This window comes from Micromonospora cynarisoli (genome assembly GCF_030518815.1).
Taxonomy (GTDB): Bacteria; Actinomycetota; Actinomycetes; order Mycobacteriales; family Micromonosporaceae; genus Micromonospora; species Micromonospora wenchangensis.
The window spans coordinates 3,940,667-3,966,467 of sequence record NZ_CP130426.1 but is presented as its reverse complement, the minus strand read 5'-3'; the positions used below and the strand labels follow the sequence as shown (position 1 = coordinate 3,966,467).

Here is a 25,801-nt window from a genome sequence, read left to right as displayed (position 1 = left end):
CACCGCTGGCGTGCCCGATCGATCTTGTGGGATGGGGGAGCAGGTGCAGGGCGGCCGCGATTCAGCAAGATCGCGATTTGTGCACGTCTTCACAAGCGCCTACTCTGTAGTTTCGACGCGCCCTGCTAGCACGGCCGGCTCGCCCGGCCACCGGCGGGGGTCCCCCAACGGGCGGGCACCGGAGCCGGCCGAGGATCGCACCGCACGGAGTCTCATGAGTCAGCACCGTCACCCTGGCGCGCCCGGCCGCGCCGGTGCCGTACCGGCGCTCCCGGACCTCCCGGAGGCGACCGTCGCGCGGCTCCCCGAGTATCTCCGCGCCCTGCACAACCTCGCCGACGCCGGCCACGAGACGGTCTCCAGCGAGGGGCTGGCCGGGGCGGCCGGGGTCAACTCGGCCAAGCTCCGCAAGGACCTGTCCCACCTCGGCTCGTACGGCACCCGGGGGGTCGGCTACGACGTCGCCCTGCTGATCGACCAGATCGAGTTCGTGCTCGGGCTCACCCAGCGCCGGGCGGTCGCCCTGGTCGGGGTGGGTAATCTCGGTCACGCCCTGGCCGGCTACGACGGTTTCGCCAGCCGGGGTTTCCGGATCGCGGCCCTGTTCGACGCCGACGCGTCGCGGGTCGGCGAGATGATCAACGGGCTGGTCGTCCGGCACGTCGACGAGCTGCCCCGGGTCGCCGCCGAGGAGGCGATCTCGATAGGCGTGATCGCCACCCCCGCGCCGGCCGCCCAGGCGGTGGCCGAGCAGCTGGTCGCCGTCGGCGTCACGAGCATCCTCAACTTCGCGCCGTGCGTACTCTCGGTGCCGGACGGGGTCGACGTGCGCAAGGTCGATCTCGCCATCGAGCTTCAGATCCTGTCCTTCCACGAGCACCGCAAGGCGTCGTTGACCGCGCTGCCCGCCGCCGGCGGCTCCGCCCTCACCGCCCTGCCCGGCGGGCTCGCGACCCCCGACACCCAGGAGGCGATCGGCACGTGAAGCTGCTCGTCGTCGGCGCGTCCTACCGCACCGCTCCCGTGGCCACGCTGGAGCGGTTGGCGGTCGCCCCCGCCGACCTCACCCGCACCCTGGACCGCCTGGTCGCCCAGCCGTACGTCGCCGAGGCGGTGCTCGTCTCCACCTGCAACCGGGTGGAGGTGTACGCCGCCGTGTCCGGTTTCCACGGTGGTCTCGGCGACGTCTGCGCCGTCCTCGCCGAGCAGGCCGGCGCTTCGCCCGCCGCCTTCGCCAGCCACCTCTACGTGCACTACGACTCGGCCGCCGTCGACCACGTGTTCCGGGTCGCCGCCGGGCTGGACTCGATGGTGGTCGGCGAGGCGCAGATCCTCGGCCAGCTCCGCGACGCCTACCACTGGGCCTCCGGCGCGGACACCGCGGGGCGGCTGCTGCACGAGCTGATGCAGCAGGCGCTGCGGGTCGGCAAGCGGGCCCACGCCGAGACCGGCATCGACCGGGCCGGCCAGAGCGTCGTCACCGCCGCCCTTGACCTCACCGCCGAACTGCTCGACGGCGACCTCGCCGGCCGGCCGGCCCTGGTGGTCGGGGCGGGCGCGATGGGCGCGCTGAGCGTGGCGACGCTGTCCCGCCGGGCCGCCGGGCCGCTCACCGTCACCAACCGGGGGGCCGACCGGGCCGTCCGGCTGGCCGAGTCGTACGGGGCGAACGCCGTCCCGATCGCCGGACTCGTCCCCGCGCTCTCCACAGTGGACATCGTAGTGGCCGCCACCGCGGCCACCGAACCGGTCCTCACCGTCGACGTGGTGACCCGGGCGCTCGACCGCCGCGACCCCGCCCGGGGGCCCCTGGTCCTGCTCGACCTCGCCGTGCCCCGCGACGTCGCACCCGAGGTGGCCGGCCTGCCCGGCGTCGAGGTGATCGACATCGACCGGATGGCCACCCTGCTCGCCGACGGGCCGGCCGCCGCCGACGCCGCCGAGGTCGGCCGGATCGTGACCGCCGAGGTCGAGGCGTTCCTGAGCTGGCTGCGCGGGGCCGACGTGGCGCCCACCGTGGCCGCCCTGCGCGGACGCGCCGACGACGTGGTCACCGCCGAACTGCGCCGGCTCGCCCAGCGTCGCCCGGACTTCAGCGACGACCAGCGCGCCGAGGTGGCCCGGACGGTGCACCGGGTGGTGCAACGGCTGCTGCACCAGCCCACCGTCAAGGTCCGCCAGCTCGCCGCCGAACCGGGCGGCGACCAGTACGCCGCGCTGCTGCGGGAACTGTTCGACCTGGAGGTGCCGCAGACCTCCGGGGTCGACTCGGTGCCCGACGTGGTCGAGACCGTCGACGGCCGTGGTTCGTTCGGGGTCGCCGACGTGCCGGCGACCGACACCGACCAGCCGCCCACCGGAGGTGAGCGATGAGTACCCCCCTGCGCCTCGGCACCCGGGGCAGCGCCCTGGCGATGGCCCAGTCCGGCCACGTCGCCGAGGCGATCACCGCGGCGACCGGCCGCGCCGTCGAGCTGGTCGAGGTGGTCACCGCCGGGGACCGGTCGTCCGCGCCGGTGCAGCGCCTCGGCGTCGGCGTCTTCGTCTCGGCGCTGCGTGACGCGTTGACCGCCGGCACCATCGACCTGGCCGTGCACTCCTACAAGGACCTGCCCACCGCCGGGGCGAGCGGGCTGCACGTCGCGGCCGTGCCACCCCGGCAGGACCCGCGCGACGCGCTGGTCGCCACCGGTGGCCGTACCCTCGCCGAGCTGCCGCCGGGGGCCGTGGTCGGCACCGGCGCGCTGCGCCGCATCGCCCAGTTGCACGCCCTCGGCCTGCACCTGGAGGTCACCCCGATCCGGGGCAACGTCGACAGCCGGCTCGCCCGGGTGCTCGGCCCCGACGCCGACCTCGACGCCGTCGTCGTGGCGCGGGCCGGGCTGGCCCGGCTCGGCCGCACCGACGTGATCACCGAAACGCTCGACCCGATGCTGATGCTGCCCGCGCCCGCCCAGGGCGCGCTGGCCGTGGAGTGCCGGGCCGACGACTCCGACCTGGTCGAGCTGCTCACCGTGCTCGACCACGCACCGTCGCGGGCCGCGGTCGTCGCGGAACGCGCGTTGCTGGCCACCCTGGAGGCCGGGTGCTCCGCCCCGGTCGCCGCCTACGCCGTCGTCGCCGAAGGCGAGTCAACCGGCTCGGGTGCCGAAGGCGATGTTGTCCATGAGATCTACCTGCGCGGGGCGGTGATCAGCCCGGACGGTTCGCGAGACCTCCGGCTGTCCCGCACCGGAACGCCCGCCGACGCGGCGGAGATCGGCAAGGCACTCGCCGCCGAACTCCTCGAACTCGGCGCCGACTCGATCCTCGGCCACGAAGGAAGCACCGGCCCGGGGACCCAGCAATTTGGGAGCACAGAATGACCCGCACCCGTAAGCCCGTCGGCCGCATCGCGTTCGTCGGCGCCGGACCCGGTGACCCGGGCCTGCTGACCCGCCGGGCCCACGACGCCCTGGTCGACGCCGACCAGGTGGTGTACGACCGGGGAGTCCCCGAGACGCTGCTCGACGTGGTCCGGGCCCAGGCCCGGTCCGACGCCCAGTTCAGCCCCGCCGAGGGCGTGCCGGGCGACGTGGCGAAGCTGCTCATCAGCGCGGCCCGCTCCGGGCTCAACGCGGTGCACCTGGTCGCCGGTGACCCGTTCGGCCACGACTCGGTGGTCAAGGAGGTGCAGGCGGTCGCCCGTACCGCCGCGCACTTCGAGGTGGTGCCGGGCGTCGGCCAGGCCGAGGGCGTCGCCACCTACGCCGGGGTGCCGCTGCCCGGGGTACGCACCGCCGCCGACGTCGAGGACGTCGGCGCGCTGGACTTCGACGCGCTCGCCGCCGCCGTCGCCCGGGGCTCGCTGGCCCTGGCGGTCGACGCCGGTGACCTGGCCGCCGTGCGGGACGGTCTGCTGGCCGCCGGGGTGGACGGCGCGACCGGGGTCGGGGTGACCGGCGACGGCACCGGCGAGACGCAGTACACCACCACGTCGAGCGTGGACTCGTTCGTCGCGGCGGCGCTCGGCTTCACCGGCCGGGTGGTGCTCACCGTCGGCGAGGGGGTCGGTCAGCGGGACAGGCTGAGCTGGTGGGAGAACCGCCCGCTGTACGGCTGGAAGGTGCTCGTCCCCCGGACCAAGGAGCAGGCCGGCGCGATGAGCGCCCGGCTGCGCGCGTACGGGGCGATCCCGTGCGAGGTGCCGACCATCGCGGTCGAGCCGCCGCGTACCCCGGCCCAGATGGAGCGGGCGGTCAAGGGGCTGGTCGACGGCCGGTACGCCTGGGTGATCTTCACCTCGGTCAACGCCGTCCGGGCGGTCTGGGAGAAGTTCGCCGAGCACGGCCTGGACGCCAGGCACTTCGGCGGCGTCAAGATCGCCTGCATCGGTGAGGCCACGGCCGACGCCGTGCGCGCCTTCGGCATCCAGCCGGAGCTGGTGCCCGCCGGGGAGCAGTCCTCCGAGGGGCTGCTGGCGGAGTTCTCCCCGCACGACGAGATCCTCGACCCGGTCGGCCGGGTGCTGCTGCCCCGCGCCGACATCGCCACCGAGACGCTCGCCGCCGGGCTCACCGAGCGCGGCTGGGAGGTCGACGACGTGACCGCGTACCGGACGGTCCGGGCCGCCCCGCCGCCCGCCGAGATCCGCGACGCGATCAAGTCGGGCGGGTTCGACGCGGTGCTCTTCACGTCCTCCTCGACAGTGCGTAACCTCGTCGGTATCGCCGGGAAGCCGCACGCGCGTACGGTGGTTGCCGTCATCGGGCCCAAGACGGCGGAGACCGCGACGGAGTTCGGCCTGCGGGTCGACGTGCAGCCGCCGCACGCCTCGGTGCCCGACCTGGTCGAGGCGCTCGCCGCCTACGCCGTCGAACTGCGGGAGAAGCTCGCCGCCATGCCGGCGAAGCAGCGTCGGGGTTCGAAGGTGCAGGGGCCGACCGCGCTCAGGTTCCGCTAGCCGTACTGGGAGGCCCCTCATGCCGTACCCCGAGATCCGGCCCCGCCGGCTGCGTCGCAACGCGGCCGTGCGGCGGCTGGTCTCCGAGACCCGCGTCGACCCGGCCGAGCTCGTCGTGCCGATGTTCGTCAAGGAGGGGCTGACCGAGCCACGGGCCATCGCGTCGCTCCCGGGGGTGCTCCAGCACTGCCGGGACTCGCTGCGCAAGGCGGCCGTGGAGGCGGTCCAGGCCGGGGTCGGCGGGATCATGCTGTTCGGGGTGCCCGAGCGGCGGGACCCGACCGGCTCCGGCGGCACCGACCCGGCCGGCATCCTCAACGTCGCCATCCGCGACGTGGTGGCCGAGGTCGGCGACGCCACCGTGGTGATGAGTGACCTGTGTCTCGACGAGTTCACCTCGCACGGGCACTGCGGGCTGCTCACCCCCGACGGCGGGGTGGACAACGACGCGACCCTGGCCGCGTACGCCGAGATGGCGGTGGCGCAGGCGGACGCCGGGGTCAGCATGGTCGGCCCGTCCGGGATGATGGACGGCCAGGTGGGCGTCGTCCGCCGGGCCCTCGACGCCGCCGGGCACGCCGACGTGGCGGTGCTGGCGTACGCGGCGAAGTACGCCTCCGCCTTCTACGGCCCGTTCCGCGACGCCGTCGAGTCGGCGCTCGACGGTGACCGGCGCACCTACCAGCAGGACCCGGCGAACCTGCGGGAGTCGCTGCGCGAGGTCGCGCTGGACGTGGCCGAGGGTGCCGACCTGGTGATGGTGAAGCCCGCCCTGCCCTACCTCGACGTGGTGGCGGCGGTCCGGGCCGCCGTGGACGTCCCGGTCGCCGCCTACCAGGTCTCCGGCGAGTACGCGATGGTCGAGGCGGCTGCCGCCAACGGCTGGATCGACCGCGAGCGGGTGATGTTGGAGACGCTCACCTCGATCCGGCGGGCCGGCGCGCAGATCATCCTCACCTACTGGGCGGTCGAGGCCGCTGCTCTGTTGCGCCAGCGCTACTGACCCGACGGCCGGGGCGCTGCCGGCCCTCGATCCGGCAGCGCCGCCGCATCCTGAGCGCGCCGGCCGCCGCCCGACTCCGGCTCGGCTGACCACGCGCCCCACCGCCCGGTTCCGGCGCCGGGTGCCTGACCTCCACTGCGCTGTCCGCCTGTCGGCTCGGCGCACAGGGCCGACCCTCGTCGGCGTCGTCTGCCCCGGGGTTCGGCATCGGGATGGTTGCTCTCCGTATTCCTTCGCCCGTCCTTACCTACCCTCCCGCGCAGACTTTGCTCTGCTGCCTTCCGCGCGACGCTTGCTGTGGGTGTCCGTCGCGGATAGGGCAGCAGAGCAAAGCGTCGGTATGGGGGTGGGTAGTGGGCGGGGATCGAATTGCGTTTCCACAGTTCAGACGGATGTTGCAGATCTTGGCGGTGGTGACGACGCTGATTCCAGCCTTACTCCCTGTAACTGAGAAGATTCGAGCAGCGGGGTTACTCCCTGTGATCGGGGAGGGTAATGGTTGACGCGGGGTCATCCACAGGCGGCACCGTTGTCCACAGGTGGCGAGGGCGGGGTTGCGACGGTGCTCGGCGGGGCGCGACGGTGGCGGCATGACCTACTGCACTCCGCCGCCCGGACCGGCCGCCCATTCCGCCCCGGGCTCCGGTCCGGCTTCTCCGGCCTGCGCCTCCGGTCCGGTACCGGGTGGCGATCCGGTCGCCGGGCCGGAGCCGTCCGGGGGCGTGCAGGGCGCTGGCGGGGAGGAGGAACGGCGGGAGGACGAGCCGCCGACCTTCCTCAGCACACCGTACGACCTGCCCTGGCCCGCCGCCGGGATCGTACGGGCGGTCCGGCGGCGTGCCGACGCGAGTCAACGGGAACTGGCGCGCTGGGCGGGGGTGCACCACGGCACGGTGGGGCGGATCGAGGCGGGTGCGCTCACCCCGAGCATCGCCCTGTTGCGCCGGATCATCGCGGCGGCCGGTTTCCGGCTGGCCGTGGTCGACGAGTTCGGTCGGGTGCTCACCCCGATGCGGGACCGCGACGACATCCGCGACGGTGCCGACCGCCGCTACCCGTCGCACCTGGACACCATCCTCGACCCGGAACCGGGTGAGTGGTGGGCGGACGTCTACGGGCTCGCCAGGCCACCGGAGACGTTCTACCGCAACCGGGCCTTCCGGGACGCGATGCGCCGCCGGAGCCAGTGGGAGGTGCGGGTGGCGAAGTACCGCAACGTGCCGCCGCCGCCCCGGGCGGTGCGCAGGTGACGGTGACGGCCCGCCGATCCGGCGGGAAGCCGGACCGACGGGCCGTCGGAGGTGCGGACGCTCAGTCGTCGTCGGTGATGGTGCCGGTCGCCAGCAGGTCGGCGAACCGCAGGTTCAGCGGTCCGGCCACCGCGAACGCGATCTTCTCGTCCGCCTCCCGCTTGCGGTCACCGCGGACGGTCACCGGGAACGCCAGCGAGGTCTGCCCGGCGGGCAGGGTCCGGCAGCCGACGTACGGCTCGAAGTCCAGCACGACCGTCGCGGTGAGCCCCACCGTGGCGGCGCAGAGCGTGGTCGGCTGCGACAGCGGACGGGACACGGTGACCTGGAACGTCATCGTGCCGGTGCCCCGGTCGCCCTCCACCACGGTGGCGTCGGCCACCCGCAGCGACGGCTGGCTGCGGAACCGGGCCACCTGCGGGTCGTGGTCGCTGGCCCCCCGGGTGCCGTCCCCGGTGAACTCCGCCGGCCAGTCCGCGTTGACGTGCGCGGCCCGGACCTGCACCAGGTCGGCGTGCAGCGCGTCGTTGACGAACAGGTTGTCCAACGTCTGCGCCGACCCCTGGAAGCTGTACGAGTACGCCGCCGACGGCACGTCGGCCACCAGGTCGTCCCAGAGGTTGCGCAGGCCGGCCCGGTAGAGCGGGCCGAGCTGGTCCGACGGGGTCGGGTTCGCCGCGGTCGCGATCGGGTCGTCCGGGCGGGGGAAGACGTTCAGGTCCCCGCCGTACACCACCCGGGCGTCCGGGTCGGCCGCCTCGATCGCGGTGACGATCGCGGCACCGTACGCGGCCTGCTCGGTGCGCTGCCCGACCCGGCTGTCCGGCCCCGACGAGTAGTGGTTGCTCAGCGCGTACAGCAGGTAGGACTCCGACCCGCCGGGCGTCGCCCGCACCACGAACTTGCCGAGCTGCGGCGCTCGGGTGAAGACGTTGTTGCCGTCCTTGCCGGTCGAGGTGTCGGTGTCGGCCGGCAGCACCGCGTTGAGCGCCTTCGGGTTCTGCACGTCCGCGTTGGACGCCAGCCCCGCCGACCGGTACTGCACGGTGGGCGCGGAACCGAGCAGCGGATCGGTGGCGCTCGCCCCGGCCAGCGACAACCGGTCCGTGCGGTAGAGGAACGCCGAGGTGATGCCCCGGGCGTCCGCGCCGGTGCGGTCGTACGCCGCCGTGTAGGCGGGACCACCGGCGGCCCGGATCGCCAGCGCCAGATCCTGGAGGGTGTCCGGCGCGCCGTCGGCGTCGTCAGTGGTGCCGCAGACCAGGCTGCCGCCGGAGATCGAGCAGATGTCCTGGTCCTCGGCCTCCTGCACCAGGATCAGATCCGGGGCGTGCAGGTCGGTACGGATCTGCGCGGCCAGCTCGGACAGGTGCTCCCGGTAGTCGGCCTCGCTCGCCGGCACGTAGTCGAACGGCGGGGACACCCCCGGGCAGCCCGCGTTGCCGGTGAAGTCGCAGCCGTCGAACGGGTCGTCGCGGAAGTCGTACAGGTTCTCCACGTTGTAGGTCGCCACCGCGACCTCCCGAGCCCGGTCCGCCGGGCGCGGCGGGTTGTTCGCCGCCGGGTCCACCCCGGCGGTCAGGGCCAGCGACTCCGGCTGCACGCTGAACTTGCTGAAGCCGTACGACACCGCGCCGAACGCGTCGGCGGTGAGGGTGTCGAAGGTACGCGCCGGCGGGAGCAGCGCCGTCGAGTCACCGGCGGTGGCCTTCACGCCGCCGCCGCCGAGCAGGATGCGCTGCCCGTTGCCGTTGTCGAACAGCTGCCCCGGCACGTCGTCGAGGGGGTGGGTGTCCCGGAAGACCCGGCGGGCGTACGGGTCGGTCCGCGTCAGCAGCGGGTCCGCCCGGTCCACCACCCACACCTCGGAGTCGGCGGTGGAGCCGAACACGTCCCGGGGGCCGGTGACGCCGGAGCCGCTGCGGACCCGCAGCCGGGCCCCCTCGTGCCGCTCCCAGAACCGGTCGGCCGCCGCCGCGTCGGCCGGTGGGACCGCGTCGTGCACGGTCACGGCCGTGTTCACGTCGAGCCCGGTGTCGAGCCGGCGGACCAGCGAGGCACCGGAGAGCTGGGTCTGGTCGAAGTACTCCGACACCCGCCCGCGCAGCACCACCTCGTCGCCGACGGTCGGCGCGTAGCCGCCGATCAGCGTGGTGAACGCGCCCATGAAGACGAAGATGCCGTCCGAGCTGAGCGGGTCGCCGTCCTCGGTACCGGTGCGGCTCTGCAGGTAGAAGCCGTACTGGTCGGCACCGGCCGAGGTGCGGGTCAGCGACCTCTGGGTGATCACGCCCCGGACGTCGTACAGCAGCGGGCTGGTGCCGGTGCCGGTGGGCGGGGCGAGCGGCGACCGGTCGGTGCGCGGGTTCTCGTCGTCCCGGGTCTGGCCCTGCACCTGGCCCACCGACAGCACCGCGTTGGCCTGCACGGTGAGCGGACAGGTGGCGGTGCCGCCGTCGGCGTCCGTCGCGGTCACGGTGACCGTGTACGTGCCGCCGGGCAGGCCGGTGGCGGTGACCGTCGCGGTCGCCGTGCCACCCGGCGCGGGCGCCGGGGCGAACGCGGTACGGCTGATCGAACCGCTGGCCGGGGCCGGGCTGACCGCGGTGACCGCCAGGTCGACGACGGTGTCGTCCGGGTCGGTGCCGGTGACCTGCCGGGTGCCCGTCGCGCCGGCCTCGATGGTCAACGTCCCGCCGCAGGTCAGCACGGCCGGCTGGTCGACCGGGCCGCCGCCGTCGAGGGTGTGCGCGCCCAACCCGTCGAAGGTGTCGGTGGGGTAGCCGGCCCACTGGGTGGCCGGGTCGAACGCGTCGGACGGGTCGGTGTCCCCGCTGGACACCGACGGCAGCCGGCGTAGCGTGTTGTCGGCGGTGCTGGTCAGCCCGCTGCCCCACTCGGTGCCCGGGTCGACGCCGACCTGCCCGATCGCGTCGAGCACGGTGCCGCCCCGACGCAGCACGATCGCGTCGTCGCCGTTGAACAGGCTGGCGCCTGTGGTCTGGTCGGCCTGGGCGAGGATCGCCGGGCCGGCCGACGCGGCGGCGAAGACGAAGACGTCCCCGGCGGCGACGGTCCCGGCGAGGGCGATCGTGGTGGCCGTGGTGGACCCGTTGAAGTAGAGCTGGAGCTGGTAGCCGCCGGCGGTCAGGTCGATCGCCGCGCCGGTGCCGTTGAACAGCTCGATCGCCTTGTTGTTGGACGAGCCTTCGACGTACTCGGAGATGAACAGGTCGGTGGGCGCGGCGGTGGCCGCGGTGGGAGCGACGCCGAGCACCGGTACGGCGACGACGGCGACGGTGGCGAGCGCGGCGAATCTGCGGCGCAGGCGCATGGGGCCTCCACGATGGGTGGACGGGAACCAACGCACGTTAAGGTGCGTCGCTGTCCGCCGTCCATCCCCCGGGCGGCGATGTGGTGAATTCGCGACAGTGCCGGTCGCCCTGCTCAGCGGTGGGCGTCGAGCCGGTGCACCAGCTCGGCGACATCCACGCTGTACTCGCACCAGTCCCGGTCGGCCTGGTAGCCCAACTCGGCGTTGACCTTGAGCATCGCCTCGTTGGCCTGGGCGTTCCAGGTCTGCACCTCGGTCAGCTCCGGCTCGGCGGACCGCAGCTCCAGCAGCATCCGCGCCTTGATCGCCCGGTCGATGCCGTAGCCCTGGTGGTCACGCACCACGATCGTGTCGTACTGGTCGGCGCGGGTGGGGTGCTGGACCGGCACCACCACCTCGGTCAGGCCGGCCACCGCGCCGGTGCCCTCGTGCAGGGCGAGCACGATGTACGGCTTCATGCCCCGCCGGTGCAGCGTGTCGAGGCTGTCCCGCAGCCGCTGCGGATCGTACGAACTGGGGCGCAGTTCGCCGTCCTCGACGTCGCGGACCTCGGCCTTCGCCCGCGCGTACGCCTCGATCAGGTCGTCGGACGGTCCGCCCGGGTGGAACTCCAGGTGGTAGCCCGGGTCGACGGCGACGGCCATCTCGGTCAGCGCCGTCCAGTCGACCGTGCCGAGGTCGAGCACGCTGCGGGTCTCGACGTACTCCCGGGTGAAGCCCAGCGACGAGTAGAAACCGATCGCCGGGGTGTCGCCGACCACCTCCACGCCGATCGACCGGAAACCCTCCTGGTAGACCCGGCGGGCGGCGGTCAGCACCAGCTCACGGCCCAGCCCGCTGCGGCGTACCGACGGGTGCACCAGCACCTCCAGCACACCGATGTCACCGAGCAGCAGCACCTGCACGTGCCCGAGGATCGGGGCGGGACCCCCGCCGGGCGGCGGATCGGCGTGGGCCACCCAGGAGATGCGTCGTTCGCCGGGCATCACCTCGGAGAGGTACTCCCGCAGCGAATCCTCCCGCCACGGCGGGTCCTGCGGGAGGTCGGCCGCGAGAACCGCGTTCAGCGTGTCCAGCACGGAGCCGATCTCGGCGGACGACGCGGTTCGGGGGTCCCATTCGCGCACCATCACGCGTCTAGCTTGCCGTCAACGGCTCTTCGGGGGAAGTGTCCGGTCCGCCAATGTATGCGAACGATCACCTCACGTACGGCTTGCGCGCCCGTACTCCTGGGCCTTGTCGAAGACGTCCTGCGCGTAGCGGCGTACGTCGTTGTAGGAGAGGATGGCGCCCCACCAGTCGCCGGGGATGGTCATGTTCCGGCCGCCCTGGCACAGGTAGTTCCCGGCGGCGAGGGCCGCGTCGTCCAGGTCGTGCGGGTCCTTGCGGCCGTCGTTGTCGGCGTCCGCGCCGACCTGCTGCCAGGTGGTCGGGATGAACTGCATCGGCCCGATTGCCCGGTCGTAGACGGTGTCCCGGTCGAACAGCCCGCCGTCGGTGTCCCGGATCAGGGACCGCCCGCCCTTGCCGTCGAGCGGATCACCGATGATCTCCGGTACGGCCCGGCCGTCCGCCCCGAGGGTCGCGCCGTTGGCCTGCCCGTGCCGGGACTCCACGTAGCCGATCGCGGCGAGCGTGGTCCAGCTCAGCTGGCAGCTCCGGTTCGTCTGGGCGAGCACCAGCTCGGCGTAGCCGTACGCCTGCATGGCGATCGGGGAGACGCCCACCTTGCTGCCGGTGACCCGGGCCCAGTCGCCGAGCGCGTCGGCGGGCCGGCCGGCGGGCGGTGCGGCCGGCCCGCTCGGCACCACGCCCGCCGACGGGAGGCCGCCCAGCGGCACGGTGGGGGTGATGACGCCCGGGAACACCGGCACGCCGGTGGTCGCCCCGGCCGACGGAATCTCGGGGACGGCGGCGGCGCTGTCGTCCACGGCGACCGGCCGGGGGGCCCGGACCGCGCTCGGCACCACCACCGCGCCGACCGCGGCGGTCGCCGCGACCAGCGCGAACAGGAACAGGCCGGGGAGGGTCAACCGGCCGCTGGGGCGGCGCGACCAGGCCCGGGTGGCCCGGGTCGCGGCCCCCACCGCCTGCCGGGGCGGCGGCAGCCGGACGGCGTGTGCGAACGGCACCCGCCGCCGCCGACCGATCTTCGCCCCGGTCGCGGCCCCGTCGCCCGTGCCGGTCTTTTCGGTCCCGTCGGCGTCCGTGTTCCCACCGGTGCCGGTCGGCTCGGCGGGTCCGGTCCCTCCGCCCGTGGCGGCCTGCACGTCGGGCTCGGGGCGGACGTCCGTGCCGGCGGCCGGGGGAGGATCTGCGGCGGGTCCGTCGGCGGTCGGGGCGGCCGGCGGGGTGAGGGTGTCGTGGCGGGGGCGACGGGGGCGGGAGAGCCAGCCGCGACGCGGAGCGGGGGGCACGTCCTCGGGCGGGGTCGCCGCGCGCAGGGGCCGTTCCGTCGAATCTTCGCCGCTCACCACCGTTTGAGTATCACCCATGTCGGCCAGGGAGTCAGGTCCGGCCGTAGGGTGGGTCCATGCCCCGGTACGAGTTCCGCTGCCGCGCGTGCGGCGACACCTTCGAGGTCAACCGACCGATGGCCGAGGCCGGTGCGCCGGCCGACTGCCCCCAGGGTCACGCAGACACGGTCAAGCTGCTGTCCACCGTGGCGGTCACCGGCCGTGGGGGCGGCTCCGCCACCGGTGGCGTCCCGGCGGGTCCCGCCTCCGGCGGCGGTGGTTGTTGCGGCGGCGGCTGCGGCTGTTGACCTGACCGGGCCGGCTGCCGGCCGCGCCGGAAGCGGCCCAATGTAACGGATCGGCGTACCGGTACGCCGGGATCAGTGACACCTCGGGTCCGATATCGCCCGACCGTTCTTACGATGCGTGACCGGTCGACCATAGGGCAGCATGAACCCGACGTCAGGGGCGGAGGTCCACGCATGTCGCCACGGATGCACCTCCCGAGCGGTTGGGTGACCTTCGTCTTCACCGACATCGAAGGTTCCACCCGGCTGGCCCAACTGCTCGGGTCCGACTACCGCCCGGTGCTCTGGGAGCACCGCCGGCTGCTGCGTGACACCCTGGCCGCGACCGACGGCGCGGAGCTGCTGACCGAGGGGGACTCCTTCTTCCTCGCCTTCCCGGACGCGTCGGCGGCGCTGACCGCCTGCCTGACCGCGCAGCGGGCGCTGTCCACCCACGACTGGCCCAACCCGGAGGCCGCGCCGAGGGTACGGATGGGACTGCACACCGGCTTCGCCGAGCCCCGCGACGGCGAGTACGCCAGCCCCGAGGTGCACCGGGCCGCCCGGGTGGCCGCCGCCGCGCACGGCGGGCAGGTGCTCTGCTCGGCGTCGACCGCGCGGCTGGCCGACCCGCTGCCCGCCGGGGCCACCCTGATCGACCTGGGCCTGCACCGGCTGCGGGGCTTCGACGACCGGGAACGGCTGTTCCAGCTCGTCGCGCCGGGGCTGGAACGGCAGTTCCCCCGCCCGAACACGGCCGAGGCGCTGGCGCACAACCTGCCCACCCAGGTCACCTCGTTCGTCGGCCGCGAGACCGAGCGGGTGGAGCTGGATCTGCTGATCCGCCGCCAGCGGCTGGTCACGGTGGTCGGTGCGGGCGGAGCGGGTAAGACCCGGCTCGCCGTCGAGGTGGCCGCCGGCCAGGTGGAGGCGTACCCGGACGGGGTGTGGTTCGTCGACATCGCCACGGTCACCGACCCGGGGCTGGTGGCGTTCGCGATCGCCGCCGCGCTCGGGGCCCGGCCGGAACCGGGCCGTCCGATCCTGGACACCCTGGTCGAGTACGCGGCCGTCCGGCGGATGCTGGTGGTGCTCGACACCTGCGACGCGCAGCCGGCGGCCTGTGCGGAGGTGATCTCGCGGCTGCTCGCCGGGGGCAGCGGGCTGCGGGTACTGGCCACCAGCCGGGAGGCGTTCGGCCTGCCCGGCGAGGTGGTGTGGCGGATTCCGCCGCTGGCGGTCGACCCGCAGCCGGGGCGTACCGAGAGCGACGCGGTGGCGCTGCTGCTGGACCGTACGGCGGCGGCCCGGGGCGGCCGGCCGCCGGAGTGGACGGAGGCCGCCGACCTGCGCCGGGTGGTGCAGCGGCTGGACGGGTTGCCGTTGGCGATCGAGCTGGCCGCGGCCCGGTTGCGGGTGCTCTCCGCCGGCCAGTTGGCGGCCCGGCTGGACGACATGCTGGGCACCCTCGACGCCGGCCGGGGCGTGCCGGAGCGGCCCGTCGGGCGGGGCTGGGCGGGTAACCAGCAGGACACCGTGGACCTGGTCGCCGCAGCCTCGGGCCAGACGCCGCCGAGTCCCGCGCACCGGGCGGTGCAGCGGTCGGCGACGGAGCGGCACCTCACCATGCAGGCCACGGTCACCTGGTCGTACCGGACGTTGGGGCCCCGCGCGGCCCGGCTGCTGCACTGGTTGGCGGTCTTCACCGGGCCGGTGGACCTGGCGACGGTGGAGTGGCTGATCGGTGACGACCCGCTCGACCCGCTGTCGGTGCTGGTGGACAAGTCGATGGTGCTCGCCGAGCCGCACGCCTCGGGCAGCACCTACCGGATGCTCGACCCGATCCGGGCCTACGCGGCGCGCCGGCTGGTCGAGACCGGTGAGGAGCAGGCCGCCCGGGACCGGCACGTGGCCTGGGCGCAGCACGCGCTGCACCGGGCCCACCTGGGGGAGGACGGCCGCCCGGTCACCCTGTCGCTGTACGCGGTCGACCCGCTCGCCGGTGAGCTGCGCTCGGCGCTGCGCTGGTCGGCCACCGGGGGCAGCGCCCGGGCCGGCCTGCGGCTGGCCGGTGGGCTGGACCAGTGGTGGCAGGAGCGCGGGCTGTCCCGGGAGGCTCGGCTGTGGCTGTTCCGGCTGTACGGGCGGATCGCCGAGACCGGCGAGGCGATCCCCGAGGCGGAGCTGGCGGCGGCGTACCACCTGCACTCGCTGCACGCCGGCGCGGACGGTGAGTTCGCCGAGGAGCTGCGGTTCTCGCAGCGCGCGGAGGCGGCGGCCCGGCAGGCCGGCGACGCGGGGCTGCTGGCCCGGGTGCTCGCCGGGCGAGCCGTGCCGCTTGTCGACATGGGGCAGTTCACCGAGGCGGAGCGGGTCTGCCGGGAGGTCATCGACTGGGCGAACGAACAGGAGGTCGGTGGGGACGCGTTGCTCGCCGTCTACCACCTGGCCGAGCTGCTGTGGCGGCGGGGCGCGCTGGCCGAGGCGGCGGAGCTGCTCGGTCGGGCCCGGCCGGTGGAGGCGGCCCGGCCGGTGGAGCGCGGGTGCCGCTCGGTGGACATGCTGCTGGGCATGGTGGCGCTGGCCCGGCGTGACCTGGTGGCCGCGCACGAGCACCTGCTGGTGGCGTTGCGGGCCCGGATGGGGCACGGCTACCACGGGCGGGCCTGCGACACGGTGAACGCGGTGGCGGTGCGCTGCGCGTTGGGCGGGGAGCCGTTGACGGCGGCCCGGCTGTTCGGTGCGGCCCAGGCCACCCGGGCCCGGCTGCGCGGCACCCCGGGCATCTACGGCACGTACTGGCTCCAGCAGCAGGCCGAGCTGCGGCGCATCCTCGGCGACGCGGCCTTCGACGCGGCGTACGGCGAGGGCGGTGAGCTGGGCCTGGAGGAGGCGGCGGCGTTGGCGTTCGCGGTGGAGCACCCGGACCTGGCGGCCGACTCGATCCGGTTCCGGGCGACCGGTCCGGTGACGCCCCGGCCGGTGCGCCGCCGCGAGGCGGACCGCCGGGAGGAGTGGGCCTGACCGGTCGGGCGGCGGTCAGCCGTGTCGGGCGGCGGCCCGCTCGGCGTCGGCCTTCATCCGGGCGGCCCGGTCGAGGTCGGCCGGCGAGACGGCGGCGACCGGACCGACGATGACATACGTCGAAACAGACGAATGCCCCGGGTGTCGGAACACCCGGGGCGTCCGTGGTCGATCAGCGCACCACCCGGGCTGGCGAGGCGGCGCTCTCGTTCCACGACCGGTCCAGCGCGGTCACCTGGTAGGTGTACGCCCGGCCGGGCTCGGCGGTGCCGTCCACCCAGGACTGCGGCTGCCCCGGGGTGGCCCGGACGGTGTCGACCAGGTGCGCGGCGTCGGCCCGGTCGCATCCGTCGACCGGGCCGGACCCGTCGAAGCGGTAGACCGCGTACGAGGTGACGGCACCGAGCGGACCCTTCCCGTCGGCCGGCTGCCGCCAGCGCAGCCGTACCCCGTCGGCGGTGCGTTCGGCGCGGGTGAGCACCGGGCGCAGCAGCGGCTTCGCCGGCAGGTGCGCCATGGTCGGCACCAGTGCCGGGCGGGAGTAGTGCGCGGCGGCGTAGCGGCTCGTCGCGCCCAGCCGGTCGGCCCGCACCTGCACGGCCGAGAAGTGCACGTTGCCGAGCACCTCCGGGTACGCCCGGTTCAGCGTCAGGTGGTCCGACAGCTCCTGCGGGTTCATCCAGTACGTGCCGTAGGCCGGGTCGCCGCTCTTGTAGTCCGCCTGGCCGATGTAGAGCTGCACCCGGGTGCCGCGTACCGTCTGCGCCCACCACGGCACCAGTCGGGCGTAGTCGGCGGCCGGATACTGGCCGATGTACCAGTAGAGCTGCGGCACGACGTAGTCGATCCACTCCTGCCTGACCCACCTGCGGGTGTCGGCCGAGATGATGTCGTACGACTGGCTGCCTGTGGTGTCCGAGCCGTCCGGGTCGGCACTGGCGTTGCGCCAGATGCCGAACGGGCTCACCCCGAACTTCACCCACGGCTTGACCGCCTTGATCCGGCCGCCCATCTCCTGGATCAACAGGTCGATGTTGTCCCGCCGCCAGGCGGCCCGGTCGGTGAACCCCCGGTGGTACGCGGCGAACGTGGCGTCGTCGGGCACCTGGTAGCTGCCGCTGGGGTACGGGTAGAAGTAGTCGTCGAAGTGCACGCCGTCGAGGTCGTACCGGCGTACCGCGTCGAGCATCGCGGTCTGGACGAACTCGCGGACCTGCGGGACGCCGGGGTCGTAGTAGAGCCGGCTGCCCGCGACGCCGGCCGGCGGGTAGGCGAAGGTCCACTCCGGGTGCTGCCGGGCCGGATGCCCCGGGGCGAGCTGCCCCGGGTCCGCGCCCGCGCCCCCGGGTGCCGGCATGGAGATCCGGTACGGGTTGAACCAGGCGTGGAACTCCAGGTTCCGCAGGTGCGACTCGGCGACCAGGAAGGCCAGCGGGTCCCAGCCCGGGTCCTGCCCCCGCACCCCGGTCAGGTACTCCGACCACGGCTCGTACGGCGACGGCCAGAACGCGTCGGCGGTCGGGCGGACCTGGACCACCACCGCGTTGTGGTGCAGCCGCTGCGCCAGGTCGAGCCAGCCCCGGTACTCCGCCTGCTGGGCGGCGACCCGGTCGGGGGCGGTGCGGGAGCCCGCGCTCGGCCAGTCGATGTTCACCACCGACGAGATCCACATGGCCCGGAACTGCCGCTTCGGCACCGCCGGATCGACCTCGCAGACGCCTGCCGTCGGGGCGCTGCCGGCGGACGGTCCGGCCGTCGCGGCACCACCGTCCCCGCCGGTGGCTGCCGCCGCCGACCCGGTCCCCCCGAGCCCGCCGACCACCACCAGCACCATCCCGACCACACCGATCCCGAGCCTTCTCACCACACGCTCCTCCTCCGGTCCCGCCCCCACCCACCCGCCTACCTCCGTCGCCCCTCCCGCCCCTCCGCCTCTGGCCCGCCCCGCCGCTCCCGCCGCTCGCCCGCTGCCCCTGGCCGCTCGTCCCGCGGGTGAAGGGGTGGGGGGAGGGAGGGGTGGCGGGAAGTGGCGGGGTGGGTTGGGGATCGGTAGGAAATTTTCATACGTGGGGGTGTTGGCGCAAGGGGTGGGGGTGGGTGGGTGGGTGGAACGCGGGGTGGGGGTGGTGACCGAAAGTGGTCGGTGGGGGACCGGGTGTGGATGTGGGTGGGGTGATTGGGGTGGGGGCGGGGTGGGTAGCAACGCCCGGCACCGGCCGTCAGCAGGACGGTCGCGGTGGTGGGAGGGGTGAGCGCAGTGTCCGTGCTGCGAACCAAACCGATCAGGGACGTGGTTGCCCAGGGCAACGCCGACGGCAGTGACGGCACCCCCGGTCTGAAACGACGACTCGGGGCCCGCGACCTCACCGGCTTCGGCATCGGCATCGTGATCGGCACCGGCATCTTCACCCTCACCGGCATCGAGGCACGCGACAGCGCCGGCCCGGGTGTGGTGATCTCGTTCGCCATCGCCGGGACGGTCGCCCTGCTCGCCGCCCTCTGCTACGCCGAACTGGCGTCCAGCGTGCCGACCGCCGGCAGCGCCTACACCTACGCGTACGCCACGATGGGCGAGATCGTCGCGTGGATCATCGGGTGGGACCTGCTGCTGGAGTTCGCGCTCGGCGCGGCGGTGGTGGCCCGGGGCTGGTCCGGTTACCTCGCCGAACTGTTCGGCCTGCCGAGCACCTGGTTCGCCGAGGAGGGCAGCGTGGTCAACCTCGGTGCGATCGGCATCGTGCTGCTGCTCGGCGTGGTCGCCGTCGTCGGCATCCGCGAGTCGGCCCGGGTCACCAACCTGCTGGTCTTGGTGAAGGTCGGCATCTGCGTCTTCGTCGTGGTCGCCGGGCTGTTCTTCGTCAAGGCGGCCAACCTCACCCCGTTCATCCCACCGGCCGAGCCGGCAGGTGCCGGCGACGACGGGATCAAACAGCCGGTCACCCAGGCGCTGTTCGGGCTGGAACCCTCCGTCTTCGGTTTCGTCGGGGTGCTCACCGCCGCCGCCGTGGTCTTCTTCGCGTACACCGGCTTCGAGGCGGTGGCGAACCTGGGCGAGGAGACCCGGCGGCCCAAGCGGGACCTGACCCTGGGTCTGTTCGGCACCCTGCTGATCTCCACCACGCTCTACATCGCCGTCTCGCTGGTCGTGGTCGGCATGGTGCCGTACGCGGAGATCGATAGGGGTGCCCCGATCGCGGCGGCCTTCAACGCGGTCGGCGCGGGTTGGGCCGGGGTGCTCGTCTCCATCGCCGCCGTCGCCGGCCTGACCAGCGTGATCCTGGTCGACCTGGTGGCCATGGGCCGGATCGGCTTCGCCATCTCCCGGGACGGCCTGCTCCCGCCCGCCGTGGCGAAGATCCACCCCCGCTGGGGGACCCCGTACCGGATCTCGGCGGTGATGACGGTCGCGGTGGCGGTGCTCGCCGGGTTCCTGCCGCTGTCGGCCCTGGCCGACCTGGTCAGCATCGGCGCGCTCTGCGCCTTCATGATCGTCTCGATCGCGGTGCCGATCCTGCGCCGTAAGCGTCCCGACCTGGAGCGGCCGTTCCGGGTCCCGTTCTCTCCGGTGCTGCCGATCTTCACGGCGCTGGCCTGCCTCTACCTGACGCTCAACCTGTCGGTCGAGACCTGGATCAGGTTCCTGGTCTGGATGGCGCTCGGCGGCGTCGTCTACTTCTGCTACGGCTACCGGCGCAACCGCCTCGCCGTGCGGGAGGCCGAGGAGCGCGCCGAGGAACCCGCCTCCGCCTGACCCGTCCGGAGGGTGCCGGCCGGTCACCCCGGCCGGCCCCCGGGCCGCCGGCCGCCCGGGGCCGGCCCGCTTGCGGCCCGACCCGGCGCCCGGCCCGATCGGCGGGCGGGCGCGCCGGGGCACGCCGGGTCAGGGGTGCGGCGCGAAGCGCAGCAGGTTCCAGGAGATCCCCGGCAGGCGTACGGCGCAACGGTCGCCGTCGACGGTGCCGGTGGGCAGCTCCCGGGGGGTCACCCGGTCCGGCTCGGTCTCGGTGTTGACCCCGTCCGGGTCGTCCCCGGCGACGACGGCGAGGTGCTGCACCGGGCGCAGCCCCGACAGGCCCCGCAGGTCGAGATCCAACGGGAGGTCGTCGGTGCCCCGGTTGACCGCGAAGACGGTCAGCGCGCCGGACTCCTCGTCGTGCAGCGCGACGGTGTCCAGCACCGGCACGTCGCCGTACCGCTTCGTGGCGTAGTACGGCGAGACCGGCTCGGTGCGCAGCACGGTGCCCGTGGCGTACCGGGCGGTCAGGGCGAACGGGTGGAAGATGCTCTGCCGCCAGGCCGGCCCGCCGGTGCGGGTACGGATCGGGGCGATCACGTTGACGAGCTGCGCCTGGCAGGCCACGCCGACCCGGTCGGCGTGCCGGAGCAGGGTGATCAGCAGGTCGCCGACGACCACCGCGTCGACGGCCGTGTAGTCGTCTTCGAGCAGTTCCGGCGCCTCGACCCAGCCGCGCCGGTCCAGGTCGGCCTGGACGCGGGACTGGTACCAGACGTTCCACTCGTCGAAGGAGATCTTCAGCTTGCGGGTCTGCCGCAGCCGGGCGGCCACGTGGTCGGCGGTGGCGACGACCTCGTTGATGAACTGGTCCATGTCGACGGCCGAGGCGAGCAGGCTGGCCCGGTCGCCGTCGGTGGGGTCGTAGTAGGTGTGCGCCGAGACGTAGGCGACCTGCTCGTAGGTGTGTTCCAGCACGGTCGCCTCCCAGGAGGCGAAGGTGGGCATGCCCCGGCCGGAACTGCCGCAGGCGACCAGGCTGATCGAGGGGTCGATCAGCTTCATCGCCCGCGCGGTCTCGGCGGCGAGCCGGCCGTACTCCTCGGCGGTCTTGTGGCCGACCTGCCAGGGGCCGTCCAGCTCGTTGCCGAGGCACCACAGCCGCACCCCGTACGGCTGCTGCGCGCCGTGTGCGCGGCGCAGGTCGGACAGCCGGGTGCCGCCCGGATGGTTGGCGTACTCCAGCAGGTCGCACGCCTCCTGCACGCCCCGGGTGCCGAGGTTGACCGCCATCATCGGCTCGACCTGCGCGGCGGTGGCCCAGGTCATGTACTCGTCGAGGCCGAACGCGTTGGTCTCGATGGTCTTCCAGGCCAGGTCCAGCCGGCGGGGGCGGTCGTCGGCGGGGCCGACGCCGTCCTCCCAGCGGTAGCCGGAGACGAAGTTGCCGCCTGGGTAGCGGACCACGGAGACGCCCAGTTCCCGGGTCAGCTCCAGCACGTCGCGGCGCAGGCCGAGCGGGTCGGCCCCGGGGTGTCCCGGCTCGTGGATGCCGCCGTACACGCAGCGGCCCAGGTGTTCCACGAAGGAACCGAAGAGCCGGCGGTCCACCGGGCCGATCGTGAAGGCCGGGTCGATCGTCATCCGCGCTGCACGCACGGGCCCACCTCATTCCCCTGAGCTGCTTGGAACGACTACGGTCAATGCGCTGCCCCGCGTTTGTATACCGTTGTCGCCAACGTTGTAAAGGATCTGTCGCGTGCCACCGTCGGCCGGTGGACGCGGGAGGGAGCGGGGACGTGCGCCACCGCCTCAAGGACGTCGCCGAGCGGGCCGGGGTGTCGGTCAAGACCGTGTCGAACGTGGTCAACGGCTACCAGCACGTCCGCCCGGACACCCGGGCCCGGGTCGAGGCGGCCATCGCAGAACTCCGCTACCGACCCAACCTGTCGGCCCGCAACCTGCGCAAGGGGCGTACCGGCGTGATCGCCCTCGCCGTGCCGGAGCTGGACGTGCCGTACTTCGCCGAGCTGGCCCGGCACGTGGTCGCCGCCGCCGCCGACCACGGCTGGACCGTGCTCATCGACCAGACCGGCGGTGGTCGGGAACGGGAACGGGTGGCCGCCGCCGGCATCGGCGACCACATGATCGACGGGTTGATCTTCAGCCCGCTGTCGCTGCCCGCCGACGACCTGGTCGGCCTGGAACTGCCGATGGTGCTGCTCGGCGAGCGGACGGACCACGGCCCGGCCGACCACGTGATGATCGACAACGTGACCGCCGCCCGGGAGATGACCGCCCACCTGATCGGTCTCGGCCGCCGCCGGATCGCCGCCGTCGGCGCGCAACACACCCCCGAAGGGGCCGGTGCCCGCCTCCGGCTGGCCGGCTACACCACCGCCCTGGCCGCCGCCGGCATCGGGTACGACGAACGCCTCGTCGCCGCCACCCCGGCCTGGCACCGCGCCGACGGGGCCGCCGCCATGCGTCACCTGCTCGCCTGCGGTGCCCGCCCGGACGCCGTCTTCTGCTTCAACGACACCCTCGCCCTCGGCGCGCTGCGCGCCCTGCACGAGGCCGGCCTGCGGGTCCCCGCCGACGTCGCCGTCGCCGGCTTCGACGACATCGAGGACGGCCGGTTCAGCGTCCCCACCCTGACCACGGTCAGCCCGGACAAGGAACGGATCGCCCGGCTCGCCGTCGACCTGCTCGCCGGGCGGCTGGCCGGCGGGCGGGACGGGCCCGCCCGGGAGGTCACCGCCCCGCACCGCCTGGCCCTCCGGGAGAGCACCACCTGAGCCGGCCGGGCGGTCCTGGTCGGGCGGCGTCACCTCTGGTCAGTCGAAGAAGCGGGCCAGGTGGGCCGGGGACACCTGTGGCGCGTCGGCGGGCAGCGGGGTCAGGTCGGCGAAGATGGACGCGCCGTCGCAGCCGGCGTGCAGCGGATACCAGCGCGGGGTCCCCGGCGGGCGCTGACCGCACACCCCCTTGATCGTCTGTACGTCCAGCAGCCGGACGTGGGTCGGGTCGGCCACCGCGTTCACATGCCCCCACCAGGGGCTCATCACGTGCAGCACACCACCCGGGCGGAGGACCCGGTGACACTCGTCCACCAGCGGCAGGAAGTCGATCAGGTGCTCCAGGATGTGCACCGTGAAGATCACGTCGACGGAGTCGTCGGCCAGCGGCAGCGACCCGGACAGGTCCGCCACCGCGTCCACCCCGGGGGCCGGGAAGATGTCCAACCCCAGGTTCGTCGGGTACTGCTTCTGACCGCCGCAACCCAGGTCCACCACCACCGGGGCCCGGCCGTCGACCCGCACTCGCCCCCACACGCCGTACACCCCGGCCAGCCGGCCGACCAGCTCGCGGACCAGCCGCAACTGCTCCGGTCCGGGCACCTCCCCGCTCAGGTGGGCGACGCCCCGGTCGAACCGTACCTGGACGGCGAGCCCACGTAACCGCTCGTCGTGGCGGGCCTGCTCGGCCCAGGCCGCTTCGAGGAACCCGTCGAGCGCCCGCAGCCGTTCGGCCGAGGGCGGTGCCTGCGCCAGCGCGACCATGGCCACCTCCCGCCGCCCGTTACCCGCTTCCCGGCCCGGCACACCACCCGATCCGGTCCGCCGCCACCGACCGGTTCAGCCGCCGGCCCGGCGGGTGGGCCGGCCGACGGCCCGGATACGCTGCCGGGGCGTACCCGCCGCCTTCGGGCGCTTGAGGTGGTAGCGGTGCAGCTCGTTGTGGCCCTCCAGGGACGGGTCCTCGGTCATCCCGACGAGTTCCCAGCCCTGGTCACCGGCCCGGTTCAGGTGCGCCAGCGCGGTGTCGCCGTAGGCGGTCACGTCGGTCATCGACCCGTCCGGGCCGTACCAGACGAAGACGACCTCCCGGCTGAGGTCGGAGGCGGTCGGCTGGCGACGGCGCACCAGCAGCGCGTACTCCCATCTGAGCATGACCCATTGTCACCCGGCGGTCGGCGGGTGACGCCGATCAGTCCTCGGCGATCCGCCCGTCGGCGACCCGCAGCCGCCTGTCGACACTGACCGCCTCCAGCATCCGCCGGTCGTGGGTGACCAGCAGCAGCGTCCCCGGGTAGCCGGCCAGCGCCGACTCCAACTGCTCGATGGCCGGCAGGTCGAGGTGGTTGGTCGGCTCGTCCAGCACCAGCAGGTTGACCCCACGCCCCTGGAGCAGCGCCAGCGCCGCCCGGGTCCGCTCGCCCGGCGACAGCGTCGCCGCCGGCCGCAGCACGTGCGCGGCGCGCAGGCCGAACTTGGCCAGCAGCGTCCGCACGTCCGCCGGTGCCATCTGCGGTACGGCGGCCCCGAACGCCTCCAGCAGCGGCTGGTCGCCGAGGAACAGCCCCCGGGCCTGGTCCACCTCGCCGACCACCACGCCCGGGCCGAGCGCGGCGTGCCCGGCGTCGAGCGGTAGCCGGCCCAGCAGCGCGCCGAGCAGGGTCGACTTGCCGGAGCCGTTCGCCCCGGTGATCGCCACCCGGTCCGCCCAGTCGACCTGGAGGTTCACCGGCCCGAGGGTGAAGTCGCCCCGACGGACCACCGCGTCGCGCAGCGAGGCCACCACCGCACCGGCCCGGGGCGCGGCGGCGATCTCCATCCGCAGTTCCCACTCCTTGCGGGGCTCCTCGACCACGTCGAGCCGTTCGATCAGCCGCTCGGTCTGCTTCGCCTTCGCCGCCTGCTTCTCCGTCGCCTCGGCCCGGAACTTCCGGCCGATCTTGTCGTTGTCGGTGGCCTTGCGGCGGGCGTTCTTCACACCCTTCTCCATCCAGGCCCGCTGGGTGCGGGCCCGGGCCTCCAACGCGGCCCGGGTGTCGGCGTACTCCTCGAAGTCGGCGCGGGCGTGCCGGCGGGCCACCTCCCGCTCCTCCAGGTAGGCGCGGTAGCCGCCGCCGTAGTGCCGGACCTGCTGCTGCGCCAGGTCGAGTTCGAGCACCCGGGTCACCGTCCGGGTGAGGAACTCCCGGTCGTGGCTGACCAGCACCGTGCCGGCGCGCAGCCCGGTGACGAACCGTTCCAGCCGGTCCAGGCCGGCCAGGTCCAGGTCGTTGGTGGGCTCGTCGAGCAGGAAGACGTCGTACCGGCTGAGCAGCAGGGAGGCCAGCCCGGCGCGGGCGGCCTGACCGCCGGAGAGGCCGGTCATCGGGTGGTCCAGGTCGACGGTGAGCCCCAACTCGGCGGCGACCTGCTCGGCGCGTTCCTCCAGGTCCGCCCCGCCGAGGTCGAGCCACCGCTCCAACGCCCCGGCGTACGCGTCGTCGGCACCGGCCGTGCCCGCGGTGAGTGCCCCGGTGGCCGCGTCCAGGGCCGCCTGCGCCCCGGTGACCCCGGTCCGCCGGGCCAGGAAGTCGCGGACCGTCTCGCCCGCCCGCCGTTCCGTCTCCTGCGGCAGGTAGCCCACCGAGGCCCCCGGCGGGCTCAGCGTGACGCTGCCCTCCTCCACCGGCTGCACGCCTGCCAGCGTGCGCAGCAGCGTCGACTTGCCGGCCCCGTTGACCCCGACCAGCCCCACCACGTCGCCGGGGGCGACGACCAGGTCGAGGTCGCTGAAGAGCACCCGCTCCCCGTGCCCGGCGGCGAGTCCCTTGGCGATCATCGTGGCGCTCATGAGGCCCCGAGCCTAGCGCCCGCCGACCCGGGGTGCGGACGCCGCGCGGCCCGCCCCCGCTGCCGCCCGGCCCCCGGCCGGTGGCCGGGCTGGCGGCCTCGTCGGCGGAAGGTGGGGGAGGGGCGGGAGGAACGGGGGCGGGTG

The 25,801-nt window shown here is 74.1% G+C and carries 19 protein-coding genes; 10 read left to right on the top strand and 9 right to left on the bottom strand.

Annotated elements, in window-relative coordinates; all coding sequences use genetic code 11:
- Positions 1 to 214 precede the first annotated feature (214 nt).
- The 6 genes from Q2K16_RS16905 to Q2K16_RS16880 all read left to right on the top strand — a co-directional run bounded on the left by Q2K16_RS16905 (position 215) and on the right by Q2K16_RS16880 (position 7,195).
- Entirely contained in the window at positions 215 to 985 is a 771-nt protein-coding gene (locus Q2K16_RS16905; RefSeq protein ID WP_145921832.1) for a redox-sensing transcriptional repressor Rex, read from the top strand.
- A complete protein-coding gene (locus Q2K16_RS16900; RefSeq protein WP_302738576.1) occupies positions 982 to 2,373 on the top strand; it encodes a glutamyl-tRNA reductase in 1,392 nt (463 codons plus the stop codon). Before Q2K16_RS16905 ends, Q2K16_RS16900 begins: the two co-directional genes overlap by 4 nt.
- Positions 2,370 to 3,365 (top strand): hydroxymethylbilane synthase, encoded by a 996-nt coding sequence (gene hemC / locus Q2K16_RS16895; RefSeq protein ID WP_302738575.1) that lies wholly within the window; start codon positions 2,370 to 2,372, stop codon positions 3,363 to 3,365. The genes Q2K16_RS16900 and hemC overlap by 4 nt, the downstream gene beginning before the upstream one ends.
- Positions 3,362 to 4,942, top strand: coding sequence for a bifunctional uroporphyrinogen-III C-methyltransferase/uroporphyrinogen-III synthase (locus tag Q2K16_RS16890; protein ID WP_302738574.1), 1,581 nt, complete (start codon positions 3,362 to 3,364; stop codon positions 4,940 to 4,942). The genes hemC and Q2K16_RS16890 overlap by 4 nt, the downstream gene beginning before the upstream one ends.
- Before the next feature lie 19 nt (positions 4,943 to 4,961).
- Positions 4,962 to 5,945, top strand: coding sequence for a porphobilinogen synthase (hemB, locus tag Q2K16_RS16885; RefSeq protein WP_302738573.1), 984 nt, complete (start codon positions 4,962 to 4,964; stop codon positions 5,943 to 5,945).
- Between the two features lie 590 nt (positions 5,946 to 6,535).
- Entirely contained in the window at positions 6,536 to 7,195 is a 660-nt protein-coding gene (locus Q2K16_RS16880; protein WP_302738572.1) for a helix-turn-helix transcriptional regulator, read from the top strand.
- Positions 7,196 to 7,256: 61 nt separating this feature from the next.
- Here the strand turns inward: Q2K16_RS16880 and Q2K16_RS16875 are convergent, their stop codons facing one another.
- The 3 genes from Q2K16_RS16875 to Q2K16_RS16865 all read right to left on the bottom strand — a co-directional run bounded on the left by Q2K16_RS16875 (position 7,257) and on the right by Q2K16_RS16865 (position 13,006).
- Positions 7,257 to 10,529, bottom strand: coding sequence for a lamin tail domain-containing protein (locus Q2K16_RS16875; protein ID WP_302738571.1), 3,273 nt, complete (start codon positions 10,527 to 10,529; stop codon positions 7,257 to 7,259).
- A 113-nt stretch (positions 10,530 to 10,642) separates the two neighbouring features.
- The gene (locus Q2K16_RS16870) at positions 10,643 to 11,659 is read right to left on the bottom strand and encodes a GNAT family N-acetyltransferase (protein ID WP_302746510.1); all 1,017 of its coding nucleotides are present in this window, start codon (positions 11,657 to 11,659) and stop codon (positions 10,643 to 10,645) included.
- A 72-nt stretch (positions 11,660 to 11,731) separates the two neighbouring features.
- Positions 11,732 to 13,006 carry a lytic transglycosylase domain-containing protein gene (locus tag Q2K16_RS16865; RefSeq protein ID WP_302738570.1) on the bottom strand — a complete coding sequence of 425 codons (1,275 nt, stop codon included), beginning with the start codon at positions 13,004 to 13,006 and terminating at the stop codon, positions 11,732 to 11,734.
- A 56-nt stretch (positions 13,007 to 13,062) separates the two neighbouring features.
- Between Q2K16_RS16865 and Q2K16_RS16860 the strand changes: the two genes are divergently transcribed.
- The gene (locus Q2K16_RS16860; RefSeq protein WP_302738569.1) at positions 13,063 to 13,293 is read left to right on the top strand and encodes an FmdB family zinc ribbon protein; all 231 of its coding nucleotides are present in this window, start codon (positions 13,063 to 13,065) and stop codon (positions 13,291 to 13,293) included.
- A 174-nt stretch (positions 13,294 to 13,467) separates the two neighbouring features.
- Positions 13,468 to 16,296, top strand: a complete 2,829-nt coding sequence (locus Q2K16_RS16855; protein ID WP_302738568.1) for an ATP-binding protein — start codon at positions 13,468 to 13,470, stop codon at positions 16,294 to 16,296.
- A gap of 15 nt (positions 16,297 to 16,311) precedes the next feature.
- Here the strand turns inward: Q2K16_RS16855 and Q2K16_RS16850 are convergent, their stop codons facing one another.
- Together Q2K16_RS16850 and Q2K16_RS16845 are read right to left on the bottom strand one after the other, a co-directional pair.
- Entirely contained in the window at positions 16,312 to 16,449 is a 138-nt protein-coding gene (locus tag Q2K16_RS16850) for a hypothetical protein (RefSeq protein ID WP_302738567.1), read from the bottom strand.
- Positions 16,450 to 16,468: 19 nt separating this feature from the next.
- A complete protein-coding gene (locus tag Q2K16_RS16845; RefSeq protein WP_302746509.1) occupies positions 16,469 to 18,130 on the bottom strand; it encodes a glycoside hydrolase family 10-like protein in 1,662 nt (553 codons plus the stop codon).
- 414 nt (positions 18,131 to 18,544) lie between these two features.
- Between Q2K16_RS16845 and Q2K16_RS16840 the strand changes: the two genes are divergently transcribed.
- Positions 18,545 to 20,047 carry an amino acid permease gene (locus tag Q2K16_RS16840; protein WP_302738566.1) on the top strand — a complete coding sequence of 501 codons (1,503 nt, stop codon included), beginning with the start codon at positions 18,545 to 18,547 and terminating at the stop codon, positions 20,045 to 20,047.
- Positions 20,048 to 20,176: 129 nt separating this feature from the next.
- Here Q2K16_RS16840 and arfA read toward each other — a convergent pair whose 3' ends face one another.
- Positions 20,177 to 21,688 (bottom strand): arabinosylfuranosidase ArfA, encoded by a 1,512-nt coding sequence (gene arfA, locus Q2K16_RS16835; RefSeq protein WP_302738565.1) that lies wholly within the window; start codon positions 21,686 to 21,688, stop codon positions 20,177 to 20,179.
- Between the two features lie 140 nt (positions 21,689 to 21,828).
- Between arfA and Q2K16_RS16830 the strand changes: the two genes are divergently transcribed.
- Positions 21,829 to 22,827, top strand: coding sequence for a LacI family DNA-binding transcriptional regulator (locus Q2K16_RS16830; protein ID WP_302738564.1), 999 nt, complete (start codon positions 21,829 to 21,831; stop codon positions 22,825 to 22,827).
- Between the two features lie 39 nt (positions 22,828 to 22,866).
- Here the strand turns inward: Q2K16_RS16830 and Q2K16_RS16825 are convergent, their stop codons facing one another.
- The 3 genes from Q2K16_RS16825 to Q2K16_RS16815 all read right to left on the bottom strand — a co-directional run bounded on the left by Q2K16_RS16825 (position 22,867) and on the right by Q2K16_RS16815 (position 25,657).
- Positions 22,867 to 23,592 (bottom strand): methyltransferase domain-containing protein, encoded by a 726-nt coding sequence (locus tag Q2K16_RS16825; RefSeq protein ID WP_302738563.1) that lies wholly within the window; start codon positions 23,590 to 23,592, stop codon positions 22,867 to 22,869.
- A gap of 75 nt (positions 23,593 to 23,667) precedes the next feature.
- Entirely contained in the window at positions 23,668 to 23,982 is a 315-nt protein-coding gene (locus Q2K16_RS16820; protein WP_302738562.1) for a hypothetical protein, read from the bottom strand.
- A gap of 37 nt (positions 23,983 to 24,019) precedes the next feature.
- The gene (locus tag Q2K16_RS16815; RefSeq protein ID WP_302738561.1) at positions 24,020 to 25,657 is read right to left on the bottom strand and encodes an ABC-F family ATP-binding cassette domain-containing protein; all 1,638 of its coding nucleotides are present in this window, start codon (positions 25,655 to 25,657) and stop codon (positions 24,020 to 24,022) included.
- Between the last annotated feature and the right edge of the window lie 144 nt (positions 25,658 to 25,801).